Genomic DNA, 13,525 nt, shown 5'->3' on the forward strand with positions numbered 1-13,525 from the left:
CCTGTTGCCATTGCACCGTTTGACTTCAGGAAGTACCAAGACTTATCTGAAGTATCGTAGAACCAGCCTGTATTCTTCACATCATCCGTATAGTAATACCAAGTACCATTTTCATTTACCCAACCATTTTTAGGAGTTGGTTCTGGCTCAACATCACCACGGAATACTGTTACTTCCTTCGTTGTTTTGTTACCAGCTATGTCATACAATTCTAAGGAGAATGTATTGTCGCCAGGTTGTAATGAAACAACAGTAGTAACTGTTTGGCTAAATGGTTTCAAATCGTATCCTGGTAACTCTTGATAAAACTCTTCATTTCCATCAACGAAATAGCGTAATTCTTCAGCATTGTCAGAAAGAGTTGCTTTTAATTCAACTGTCTCAACATCGCTTGCCACAGTTTCCGGTACATCTACCGTTAATTCCGGAGCTGTAGTATCAACAAAGATTAGACGGCTATTTGAAAGTGAAGTTTCATTTCCAGCTTCGTCAGTTGCAACAAGTTGTATTGGATGTGCTCCATCCTTTTCAAAAGTTACAGTCGTTTCGAAATCATAGTGGCCTTTTTCTTCATTCCAAACTAAATCAACTTCTTCACCTTGAACAGTTAAGCTTTCAACTTTTCCATTGTCTGTTACAGTACCCGCAACTTTTATCTCACGAGTATTGTGAATAGAGAAAGTTTCTGGTGTTGTTACTGTGATAACTGGAGCTTCAGGGTCTACTACAAAAGTAGTGCTATTTCCTGCAAGGTCAGTTGCCACTAAACCAATCGCTGCATTCTTATCAAGACCAGTTACGTCTAGTTCAGTTGTATCAGGTGTAATAAGACCTTCTGATTTTCCGTTTACCAATACTTCAATATACGATAATCCAGAACGATCGTCTGCCGCATTAATTTTTACTGTATCTCCATCACGAGTAGCCTCGATAGTTGGAGCAACTGTATCAACTACTACTGCAACTTTAACGCTTTGAGCATCCTTTCCAGGATAGTCAATTGTTGAAGCAATCTCATAGAAATAATTACCATCAGCTACGACTTTATTTTTAACTTTTCCATCCCATGCGCTTGCAGATTTAATAGAGTACGTAGCACCACTTCCAGCATCGTAGTAATGCTTTCTTACATTTTGCTCGGAACGAATTGTACGTAATACTTTGCCCTCTTCATCAAGAACATTGTATTTTACTTCCTTCGCATTACGCAGGAATGACAAGATAGGAAGAATATTATCTTGCGCACCGTCACCATTTGGTGAAATCGCAATACGATCTAATGATCTCTTATAATAATCTTCTTCTGCTGCAAATGGATTATGTCCATGATAGTAGTATTTTCCATCCTCTGCTTGGTAAAGCATTGCAGCTTCTTCATAGAATGAAGAACCCTCTGCATCATCATATGCAAGCTCATCAAGTACTGGAGCTGTGTTCCAATCACCTTTGAAACCAACGTAAGGAACTGAAAGCTCAGGTTGAGTTTCATTAGTGAATGTTACAAAACCTTCTACAAAGTATCCGTTAGGGAATACTGTCTCTGGTGCAACATATGCACCCGCATTTCTGCTAAGTACTTTTGCATTTGTTACATCAACAGATACTTCAATTGTAACTGAATCATTTGCTGGAACTTCAATAGTTGCTTCGCCACCATTAATGGTTACATCTGCATCAACTAGTTCCTGTGCTTCTAATTCATCATCAACATACCCAAGTACATCAAAAAGAGCTAGGTCAGTTTGAACATTTGCAGCAACATCATATGTTACAGCTTCGTCAGAGAAGTTAGTAGCTTCTAAAGTAAAGCTAAATTGGTCACCAACCTCTTTAAGCGCTGCTTTAGCAATTCCAGAAGTTGTTTCAGTAACCACAACTGGTGTGCTTAGAGCCGCATGTAATTGCATGAGTCCAGCACCTTGACGGCGAGGAGAATATGGATTTTCAAAACCGAACATTCCTTGAATTGTACCTTTATCAATTACAGGTTTTGCCGTATTCATTAGAAGGTTTTTCGCAAATTCAACTTTTGCTTGTCCAGTTAATTCAGCGAAATCTTCCTTCACACGTTGAAGTACTAGAGCTGATCCACCAGATACATGTGGAGCTGCCATGGATGTACCACTCATTACCCCATATTGATCATCATTAAATGTAGAATAGATATTTCCACCTGGAGCAGTGATTTCAGGTTTGAAATCAAGGTTAGGCGTTACACCCCATGATGTAAAGTCAGACATTTTTCCAGCTAGTGGATTTGGAGCAGTTGTTACATCACCGTTAAAAGTAAGAGTAACAGCTACACCTGAATCTAATTGAGCTTTTAACGCGTCACCATCAACCTTTAGCATAAATAGTTGTGGAATTTTAATTCCTGGATCTGATTGCATGCTTACATATCCATCAGAGTGGTTGTACACAATTACACCTGCAGCACCAGCATTTTGTGCGTTAAAAGCAGTATTAGTAAATGTATTACCACGTTTAACTAAAACAAATTTACCTGTGTAGTCAGCGTCTTTCCAGTCGTCTTCCACACCAATTCCGCTGCCGCCTACATGTACTAAGTCAAATGTTTTTGTAGCAAGACTATTTGGATGTACAGAGCTTGCTGATAAGAATGGATGTAGGTCGCCCTCAACTCCATCAAATGTAGATTGTGCAGCATCTAAATCCATGAAACTATTGTTAAGAGAAGCTACTTGTAATGAATCTGTAGATAAACCTGGTGAACCAACTACACCAATATCAGGGTTAGATGCATATGGATTATAGAATCCATTACCTAAGTGAGCTGAGTTACCAGCTGAGATTGACATTAATACGCCATTGTCAACCGCATTAGCAATTGCTGTTTGCTCAGGGTCATCTGCATTCACAAATGAAGCAGTTGAACCTAAACTCATGTTAATTACATCTGCACCTAAGATGATAGAATCATCAATTGCTTTGATATAAATATCTCCCCAAGTAGATCCCATTTCTGGGTCGTTACCGAATACCTTAAGGGCTAAAATTTGTGCTTCAGGAGCAACACCTTTAATTCCACCATTTTCTTCGTCACCGTTTGCAGCAACAGTACCACCAACGTGCATACCGTGGAAGGATGCGCCAGGTCCAAGGTCCCTAACTTCTGCATTTGTATCCATATAGTTATATCCATAAGGAACTTTTGCAGAGTAGTATTTACCTGGAAGATTGTTTTCTGTTACGAATGCATCTACTTCAGACTTTGTTAAAGCAGCAGATGATTCATCAGTTAAGACCATATCTTTATGTGTTGGATCGATTCCGCTATCGATGATACCGACAATCATTCCTTCACCTTTATAACCATAGTCGTTCCAAGCATTTTGAGCCTCAACAAGTTCCTTACTGTACTTCATATCTGGTTGAGCTTCAGGACGCTTGTACTCATTAGCAATTGTTACTCTTGAAACGCCATCAAGCTTTTCAATAGCAGCAATTTTGCCATATTCAACAACACCTGAGAATCCATTCAAAGTTGTTGTGAAGCTTTCTTTGAATTCCATATTAACTTTCTTTGAACTCATTTGGGTTTTAACAGCTTTTTGAGCTGATAAAGCCTTGTTTTGAAGTTCAGCTTGTTTTACTTCTGATAATTCAGTAAATTTTTTACCTTGTTTGGTTGCGTATTCAATTGCCGGTGCACCTTCCACCTCTACGATAACGCGTACCTTTTCGTCAAGTGCAAAATTCTCTGCTTCTTCTTCGCTAAATGATTCTTTCACGGTCACGTTTTTATCACGAGCAGGCTTGTTTAATGGACCTGCCGCTGCCATTGCAGTGTTAGCAAATAGCATAAAAAACGCAACAACTAGTAACAAAATCTTTTTCACGCAACATTTCCCCCCATTAATAGAGTAATAGAATTTTCTGTTATTCTATTTTTTACAAAAAAAAACAAAATAGAATAATAGTAGATAAAATACTACACTCCTTTCCAATTTTTTGATATATTACTATTTCAGTTTAGTCAAAATAAAACAAATAGTCAAACAATTATCGCTATTTTTTTCCATTATTTATCAACAAATTTCGCCAAAGGAAATATACTAATATAGCACCCGACTTTACTCTATCGAAAAGTTAATAACTGATCTAGTCTGGATACCTCCCACAAACGTTAGCCACATTGAGAGAGTATAATCTCCACTAGTAAGATTGGCTAGATTTATATCATACGATAATGACTGATTGGCTTCTAATACCTCCTCATGTATGACTTGTAAAAACGATTTCCCATCCGAAAATCTTTTAATAGAACCGTCTGTATTATTAATTACCTCATATTCATAACGTTGACTTGTAGGAAATTGAATCGTTAAGGTTTCTTTGCCAACATTTTTACTCTCAAACTTAAAATTAGCATTTCCATTTGTAATAGAGATCAATTGAAGACTTGATTCTAACGGAAAAGTTTGTAATTTGTTTTTCGCTTTCTTTGAAACTGGGTCAAGTTCTTGTCGTTTTTGTGGTTTATTATTTTCCACGCTACGTCCTCCTTTGGAATTATCATCAAATTGATTATCTTGTATAAGGTTATTATTTTCCGGGTTCGCATTTGCGACCTGACTTTCAGGTTCAGAGCTTTTATCGGGTTTATCATTGTTTTGATTAATAAAAAATCCGATACTGGTCACAAACGCTATTGCAATAAGCATAGTAAGGATTATTTTTTTACTTATGATGTACACCTCCTAACTTCAATAACATTACTATAAGTTCGTGTCTATTTGATAAATTCCTTTTCCTTTGGAATAATGTCGAAATTTTTTGTTTTAAAATGTCCCTTTGCAAACCATTATCTTATAAAAACATAAAGACTATCAGTGGCAGAAACCAATGATAGTCTTCTATAATTATACATATTATTTTTTTATCCAAGCCCCGTTGCTGTCTACTTTATAGCCATCTATGATTGTATTCGCGGCCATGGATCCATCATTATAAAGGTAATACCATGTTCCTTTGTCCAAAATCCAACCGGTTTTCATAGCCCCACTATTACTCATATAATACCATTTGCCTTTGTCTAATACCCAGCCGGTTATCATTTGTCCGTTTGATCTTAAGTAATACCATGAGCCATCAACAGACGCCCAGCCCTTGGCCATTGAACCATTCTGGTTTAACCAATACCAGTAGCCATTTTCTTTTAGCCAGCCTTTTTGCATAACACCGCTAGCATTTAAATAGTACCATGTCCCATTATCCAATGCCCAGCCAGTTGCTAATGTGCCATTTGAATAGTAATACCAGTTTCCACCTGAGAATTCCCACCCGGACTTTGCTACTCGTTTTGCCCCAACATATCTAGGCTCGTAATAACGACTTGATAATGTATCGATGGTTACACCATTTGAAGTCGAAGCATGTATAAACTCATCGTTTCCTAAGTAGATACCTGCATGAGAAACACCTGCTTTATATGTAGTAAAGAATACAATGTCACCCGGGATAAGTTCTCCCCTTGAGACGCTTTTCCCTCCATTATATAAATCCGAGGTTGTTCTCGGTAATGTAATTCCATTTTGTTTAAATACATATCCAATAAATCCGGAACAGTCAAAACCATTTACAGTTGTTCCTCCCCATAAGTAGGGAACACCTATAAATTTTTTCGCAATCGAAGGTATAGTTTCGGATGCTGCACTTGTTTTATTTCCATTAAATAGAGTACTAAATATAATAAGAAAGATTAATAGACTTGTAAAAATGACTTTCTTCATAAGAACCTCCATTTAAATTCCATACATTATTTTCTATATTATCCCACAATTCAACATAAAGTGATTTTACATGATGATTAAAAATATTACAAAAACATGTCATCGAATGACCGATTTCGAAGGTTTTCTTTACTATAAGAGGAACAACGACAATATATGTTCATTTTTTCATAAAGAAGCCAATTGAACATACACGCGATTTTTGGAATATTTCCACGGAAATTGTTTTTAATTTCAAAAAATGCCGAATGATAGATTTAATTTTATTTGATAGACTTCAGAATTCGACACCTTTCTTCAGAATTCACTCATTTTCTTCTATTACATTAGTCCTACTTTTGTTATATTAATAGATATGAATATTTATTATAAATTTTGGAAACTACCAATCATCAATGATTGATGATAAAGCAATGAGGTAAGGATGGGATAAACGTGAGTACTACAAAAAAAATCACAACAATACTGTTATTATGCCTAGTTGTATTCGCTATGTTTGAGACTTCCAATGCTTCCGCATCATATGGAAATTGGAAGTATAGTAATGGGGCTTGGTACTATTATCAAGGAAATACACTTACTACCGGATGGGTGTTTGATGGCAACGAATGGTACCATATGGACAATAATGGTGTCATGCAGAAAGGTTGGCTGAAAGAAAATCAGACCTGGTATTACTTGAAGTCAAACGGAGCAATGGCGACTGGTTGGATAAAGGATAAAAACAGTTGGTATTATTTAAATTCGAGTGGAGCGATGGCCACTGGATGGATAAAAGACCAAAACAAGTGGTACCATTTAGCCTCGAATGGGGCTATGGAAACAGGGTGGAAATGGATTCAAAATAAATGGTATTACCTTTATTCAAGTGGTGCGATGGCCACTGGGTGGGTAAAGGATAATAATAGTTGGTTTTATTTAGCTTCGAATGGGGCCATGGCCACTGGATGGATTTCAGATAAGGACTCTAAATATTTCCTCAACTCTAGCGGAGAAATGGTAACAGGATGGCAGACACTGAATGAGAATCGCTATTATTTTAATAGCAGTGGTGCAGCTTCAATAGGTGTAACCGAAATCGATGGACTCAAGTATCTGTTTAATAATGAAGGGATTCTTTCTTCGGGACACCAAATCGTAAACGGCTCTAGCTATTATGCAAATAGTGAAGGAGTTATATCTTCCGGCTGGCAAACAACTGATGGTAAAAAACAATATTTTGATGAAAATGGAAAAATGGCTGTTGGCGTGACGAATATCGATGGGACCTACTATATATTTAATACAGAAGGCTCTCTAGTAACAGGTTGGTATGAAGCAGACGGCAAAAAATATTTTGCCGATACCAATGGTGTTGCCCTTTCTGGAATGCAGACAATCGATGGTGAAGAGTTTTATTTTCTAGAAAATGGTCAGCTTGCTACAGGGGTATCGACAATTGGTGATAAAAAGTACTTGTTTAATAGTCTCGGTGAGCTTCTTACGGGTTGGCAGGTTATCAATAATGTAACATATTTTGCTGATAGCAACGGTGTTCTTCAAACAGGATGGATGACGATGGACGGGAAAAAGTATTACTTTAATCAAAACGGTTCAGCCTCCCAAGGCTGGGTTTGGATTGAAAACAAGTGGTACTATTTTGATCAAGATTTATCAATGAAAACCGGATGGTTTTTAGATTCGAATAAAAAGTACTACTTAAAGAGCGATGGATCCATGGCGACTGGATGGGCTTTAGATGAAAACAAGTGGTACTATTTTAACTCAGGCGGTGCCATGCAAACAGGATGGGTTCTAGATCGAGGCGCATGGTACTTTCTTGACAGTTCAGGCGTTATGCAAACAGGATGGTTATCCCAATCCAATAAATGGTACTATTTAAAAGCAAATGGTGCCATGGCTACTGGGTGGGCTTTAGACAATAACAAATGGTATTATTTCAACTCTAGTGGTTTCATGCAAACAGGATGGATTTTAGATCGTGGTACATGGTACTATCTAAACGGTTCAGGAGCTATGCAAACAGGATGGTTATCCCTATCCAGTAAATGGTATTATTTAGATGCAGGCGGTGCCATGAAAGTTGGATGGGTAACCGTCGGTGGCAAAGAATACATGATGGGTATCGATGGCGTTTGGATCCCCGGGGCAATTGCAATCCCAGAGTTAAAAAACAAAGTGATTGTTCTTGACCCAGGACATGGTGGCCGAGATAGTGGCGCCGTTGGTGGTGGGTATTACGAAAAAAATATTGTATTAGATGTTGGATTGCAATTAAGAGATTTCCTTACAATGCACGGAGCACTTGTCTATATGACGCGTAATACGGATGTGTATTTAACTCTATCAGAACGAGTAGAAATCTCGAATTCTATTAAGCCTGACGCTTTTATTAGCATCCACACGAATTCAGCAGCAAGTAGTACTGCTTCAGGACTTGAAACATTTTGGAATTCAGTGGGGGGCGCTCTACCAGAGGAAAGCAAACAGCTTGCGAGCGCTCTTCAAAACTCATTAATCAACACGACAAGTGCAGTAAACAGAGGTGTCAAGGATGCAAACTTTGCTGTCATTCGAAATAACCAAGCACCTGCTGTATTAGTAGAATTGGGATTCATCTCAAATAGCACGGAACGATCAAATATGTTGAGCAGTAGCTACCAGGATAAACTTATTAAGGGAATCTATAACGGACTACTAGCGTTTTTCTAAATGGCGTGTGACTCAGTCACACGCTTTTTTGTTGTGCAAATCAGGGTGGGACAGAGGGACAGGTCCCTTGTCCCAAACAGTATCATGTACAAAGGTGCAAGATACCTAACGGGACGAAAGTGCCCCCACCAAGGGTTGGTAGGGGCACTTTTCTTAAAGTTTAGTTATATAGTTTATGGCTTCACGTTCATGGTACTGCATTTTTGACTGAATATCGATTTTTAGCTCTTGACAAAGGCAATCCTCTAACAGTGCTCGGTTCTTGTTAAACTGAATGCTGTGCCAATAGTATTTTGCTTTGTAAATGACTTTTTTCATGCATATTCCCCTTTCGGTTTATCACATAAATCGAAAGAGCCCGTGTTCGGCAACTGGCTGGCATAGTCCAAAAGACCGTAGCCCCTCTAGTTTTGCGTCATCATCTTTCAATGATTTTGCCTTTTCGTACGATTTATGTATGCTTCATATTTACTATAAAATAAGATATTAATAGATTGAAAGGGTCTTTTGTCCTATTTTGTCGATAATTTGTACCTTTAAGCTAGATCATAATGAGGTACGCGTAAGACAGCTCCATTCGATTTTCCAACCTCCACATATCGTAAATGAATTGTTTTGTAGACAAATTAAGGAATGCAAAAAGTGCTCCTATTGCAGATAAGTTGAATGTTTGTTTCCATATAACAAACTACTATCTACAATAGAAGCACGTACTATTTTATCATGTTTAACTGAAATAAAAGCAAGCGACCTGTTCCCTAGTGATGGGTGCGCAGATCTTTGATGAAGCTGTAAATAATGATTCCCATAATGATTGCTAGTGGGAATGCCGTGATGATGGCGACCGTCTGTAGCATCGTTAGGGTTGATTCGTTAAATAACAGGGCAATCGGTAAAATAATAAAGATTAATGACCAGAATACTTTTAAAAATTTAGGTGGTTCTTTGCCAATTTCTAATTTTTTCAATGAATATTCAGCTACTACATAAGTTAACGCATCAAACGTACTTGCATAGAAAGCAATCATCGCAATGGCCAATATCGCGAGGCCAATCATCGGAATCGGAAGTTGGTTGAATATCTCAAGGATGACTGCATCTGGTGTTGCTCCTGATGCAAGCATTCCCGCAGCGTCTACGTTCCCATGTGTTTGGTGGAAAAGTCCAAAGTTACCGAATATAATAAATGACGAAAATGTTCCTAGCAAACCAAAGGAATACCCACCTACGATCGTTTCTTTAATTGTTCTTCCTTCTGACACCTTACCGATAAAGAATGGTGTTGCGACAAACCATGTAATCCAATAGGCCCAATAGAAGACTGTCCAGTCCTGCGGGAATCCTGAACCACCTTCTCCAGAAACGCGAAGTGGGTCCATCCAGGTGGCCATACTGAAGAAATCGTTCACCATTTTTCCTATTCCTGTAACTCCACTTTCAACGATAAACTTCGTTGGTCCTAAGATAAGGAATACCGCAAGTAGCACAACAAATGTGCCCACACATATAGTTGCGAGCTTCGAAATCCCCTTCATCCCGATTGTAACAGCAGTAGTATAGATAACAGCAATAATGACTAAAATAAAAATCATTAACCCGATACCCTGAGGAATTCCAAATAAATTCGAAATGACGTTCGAAAGCAATGGAGTTGTTAACGAGAACGTTGTAGCTGTCCCTCCAAGCAAACCAATAATCGAGAAAATATCAATCGCTTTTCCCAAAACGCCATCTGCATGCTTTCCGATTACAGGACGGCAAGCCTCTGACAATCTTTGACGAGTCCGTTTTTTAACAAACATCATATACCCATAAGCAGCTGCAGGAAGGATATAAAAGCTCCAGGCGATTGGCCCCCAGTGAAATAGAGGATAGGCAGAAGCAAAATCCTGTCTCTGCGCTAAGCTTAAATCTTCAATTCCAAACGGGTTGGCACCGAAATAATAGGCCCACTCGATTAATGACCAATATAAAATATCAGCAGCCATCGTTGAGGTAAAAATCAAGATTCCCCAAGTAAGCCCCTTATATCTAGGTTTTTCAAGGGTACCAAGCTTGATTCTACCATAACGGGAAAAAGCAACCCAGAGTGATATCAAAAATACAGCCAGTCCAAATACTAAATAAAATGCGCCAAGTTCCCCTACTAAAATACTTCGAAGTATTTCGATTACGTTCCCGCTTGCACTTGGAAAAAGAAATAGAACAAGCGCTAAGACGATCGTAATAACAAGCGGTGTAAGTGTTAAAAACCAATCAATTTCTTGTTTCTTATTTTGTGGATTCATACTTTCGTTCTCCCATCAGTTCCATGCTGTTTTTATAATAGTTTTTTGCATAACGATACATCTTAAGCGTGTAGTCTCCAAACTTCACTCCTAAGGCTTGTTTATATTGAGCCCACATTGACCATAAGAAACCGCTAAGTGATATATACATATAAATTCTAAGGCGTTCTTCATCTGATGGACCATTTTCAAAATAATAGTTCATAATGTTTTCCAGCTGCTCTTGATTGTAATTGCTGTAGAGCGCAAACATCGAAAGATCAATCACTGGGTCACACATTGCTGAGTATTCCCAGTCAATGAGTTTAAGTTTCCCATCCGGCAAAACTAGGATATTATCCACATGTGCATCAATATGACTAAAAACAGATGGAAGATCCATTTTTTCAAGGACAGTTAGAAGGTCATCCATTTTTGCACGAACCTCAGAAAAATCCTCAAAAACAATCGCTTTATGCGTTTTACAGAGGTCCTCGTAAAATAAAATCTGTTGTTTAATGTCGAAATGATGAGGTACAACAATTCCACTTGTATGAAGCTCTCTTAATAGGTTCATACTCTTTCTCAGCTCAATTTCATTATGTTCATCGGCACTTCTTGATCCTGTTTCGTATTCAGAAATTTTTATACCGGTTTTCGGGTCAATATACACGATGTTTTCTGTAATCCTTAAAGGCTGAACTGCTTGAATGCTTTCGTATTCCTCGTTGCGATGGATGAGATTTTCTGTCCCCTGTCCAGGAATGCGACAAACGTATTGTTTTTCACTTATTGAAAAACGGAATGAATTATTGGTCATGCCGACTTTGATTGGCTTAATATTCTTGATTTCATCTTCTTTTATATTAAAAATGAACGACAATAATGACATCGTTTCACTTTTCGAATTTTCACGATAGCTTGTATCAAATTCTCTAAGTTCTTCAAGGCTTTCAAATTCATAGACAACATTCGGCCCTTGCGGATTGATGTACATTTCAAAGCTTTCGAGATTGTTCATAAAGACATGTTCCCAATAATCGTCCTCTGTACCAGGTGTGTGGTAGGCCTTTTCCAAAAGAGGAACGAGTGTATCCGAAAAGTCTTGTGAGAAAAACACCGATCCGTACATATGCCACATATCGGTACCGCCGATTTCCACGTCGACAATACGATTATTATCGTCGATTTGCAAGCACCATTCCGGTGTGTAACCTTCTGATTTTACAGCACAATACCAAGCTTCAAACTCATATTTGTTATATAGATTTTTCGTAAAATAGTTGTCACTTGTTAAGATGTAAGTATTTTTTAGTAAATGACGAACATGATACACAGTAGCAAGGTTATTTTTAGTGTCATATTCTTCATTGTAAACAAGCTTAACCCCATACTTCTCGATAAGGTACTCGAATTTCTCCTTCTTATAGCCAACAACGACAGTAATGTCAGTGATTTCTGCTTCCAACAGCTGTTTAATTTGGCGCTCAATCATCCGCTCACCGAAAACCTCTACCAAACCTTTCGGGGTTTCATAGGTGACTGGCACGAAACGTGAACCAAAGCCTGCAGCGAGAATAATCGCGTTATCCACACGGTGTTCCTCAAGTAAAATTTGTCCTGCCTCCGTTACTTCAAAGCCGTTTTCGGCATTTTTTAGTAGCCCTTCTTCTAGGAGGGTGTTTACTAAATTATTCGTTACTTTAAGTGTAAAGTGGCAGTTTTCTGCAAGCTCATGTTGTGTACATTGATTATTTTTATTACATTCTCTTAAGATTTTTAATAGTTCTATATTCAAAATTCGACACCCTTCGATACATTTTTATTTAAATTTACACCATCTCTGGCCCACTTTCAATACTTTTTATTCAAAAAATGAATGAATTGATTATGGGACAGGGGGACAGGTTCCTTGTCCCACCAATTTCTTCCTGGGACAAGGAACCTGTCCCTCCGTCCCAATTAGGTCCTTTTACCTATTAAACTTTCGACAAAATACGACGATATTAATACAGGATTTGAAAAAATTCGTACGAGAATAGCAAAATCACTGAAAGGTGACTACGCAAAGCTATAGGGGCTAAAGTTCTATAACTAGGCCAGCCAGCTACCGAAAACGAGGAGGTAAACAAATCATGAGTACATGGATAACGCCAGAAGAAATGGAGAGGAAAAGAAAGAGAAACAGAACTCTTTTATATATCTCTCTTCCAGCTCTAGTGATTTTAGGAAGTGCAGCAATAACAATACTTGCAAATCAGATTTAACATGTAAAAAGGGTCCAATAAGTTCTTTACTTATTGGACCCTTTCTTATGATATCATCCAGGTCATAGGGTGAGAGATTAGGACACTGACCTCCAAACACCGCTCATATCAAGATAATACCAAGCATTATTATCAAATATCCATCCTGTTTGCATGACGCCAGATGCGTCTAGAAAATACCAATCTGAGCCAGATTTTAACCATCCCGTTTGCATCACGCCAGATGCGTTTAGGAAATACCAATCTGACCCAGTTTTTAGCCAGCCTGTTTGCATCACGCCAGATGAGTCTAGGAAATACCAGTCTGAGCCGATTTTTAACCAGCCTGTTTGCATGGCACCAGAAGAGTCTAGGAAATACCAGTCTGCTCCGGTTTTTAGCCATCCTGCTTGCATGACGCCATTCGTATCCAGGTAATACCAATGCTCCTTATCCTTTATCCAACCGATTCGCATTGCACCTGTGCTGTCTAATAAGTACCATTTGCCTCCGTCATGAACCCAGCCTGTTTGCATGATTCCATCTT

7 protein-coding genes, 1 pseudogene and 2 riboswitches are annotated in these 13,525 nt (G+C 38.3%); of the genes and pseudogenes, 2 read left to right on the forward strand and 6 right to left on the reverse strand.

The annotated features are described in order from the left end of the window. From V7112_RS04000 to V7112_RS04010, 3 genes are all read right to left on the reverse strand, one after another. The coding region (locus tag V7112_RS04000; RefSeq protein ID WP_335415788.1) for a S8 family serine peptidase at positions 1-3,860 on the reverse strand (3,860 nt) is incomplete at its 3' end. Between the two features lie 234 nt (positions 3,861-4,094). Further along, a complete protein-coding gene (locus V7112_RS04005; protein ID WP_335415791.1) occupies positions 4,095-4,718 on the reverse strand; it encodes a BsuPI-related putative proteinase inhibitor in 624 nt (207 codons plus the stop codon). A 174-nt stretch (positions 4,719-4,892) separates the two neighbouring features. Beyond that, positions 4,893-5,753: an NlpC/P60 family protein gene (locus V7112_RS04010; RefSeq protein WP_335415794.1), complete on the reverse strand. Its 861-nt coding sequence runs from the start codon at positions 5,751-5,753 to the stop codon at positions 4,893-4,895. 435 nt (positions 5,754-6,188) lie between these two features. On the opposite strand from V7112_RS04010, the gene V7112_RS04015 reads away from it, so the two are divergent. Then, positions 6,189-8,465, forward strand: a complete 2,277-nt coding sequence (locus V7112_RS04015; RefSeq protein ID WP_335415797.1) for an N-acetylmuramoyl-L-alanine amidase — start codon at positions 6,189-6,191, stop codon at positions 8,463-8,465. A 363-nt stretch (positions 8,466-8,828) separates the two neighbouring features. After that, positions 8,829-8,914, reverse strand: a riboswitch (cyclic di-GMP riboswitch). Positions 8,915-9,223: 309 nt separating this feature from the next. On the opposite strand, the gene V7112_RS04020 is transcribed toward V7112_RS04015, so the two are convergent. Beyond that, positions 9,224-10,753 (reverse strand): BCCT family transporter, encoded by a 1,530-nt coding sequence (locus tag V7112_RS04020; RefSeq protein WP_335415800.1) that lies wholly within the window; start codon positions 10,751-10,753, stop codon positions 9,224-9,226. Further along, positions 10,737-12,530 (reverse strand): sugar phosphate nucleotidyltransferase, encoded by a 1,794-nt coding sequence (locus V7112_RS04025; RefSeq protein WP_335415805.1) that lies wholly within the window; start codon positions 12,528-12,530, stop codon positions 10,737-10,739. Before V7112_RS04025 ends, V7112_RS04020 begins: the two co-directional genes overlap by 17 nt. Positions 12,531-12,762: 232 nt before the next feature. Beyond that, a riboswitch (cyclic di-GMP riboswitch) is annotated at positions 12,763-12,847 on the forward strand. Positions 12,848-12,867: 20 nt separating this feature from the next. Here V7112_RS04025 and V7112_RS04030 point away from each other — a divergent pair. Beyond that, the gene (locus V7112_RS04030; protein WP_262983948.1) at positions 12,868-12,999 is read left to right on the forward strand and encodes a hypothetical protein; all 132 of its coding nucleotides are present in this window, start codon (positions 12,868-12,870) and stop codon (positions 12,997-12,999) included. A gap of 77 nt (positions 13,000-13,076) precedes the next feature. On the opposite strand, the pseudogene V7112_RS04035 reads toward V7112_RS04030, so the two are convergent. After that, positions 13,077-13,525: pseudogene (locus V7112_RS04035) on the reverse strand (glucosaminidase domain-containing protein); the annotation flags it as partial.

Origin of the sequence: Bacillus sp. JJ1566, assembly GCF_036962685.1 — a bacterium.
GTDB lineage: Bacteria > Bacillota > Bacilli > Bacillales > Bacillaceae_L > Ferdinandcohnia.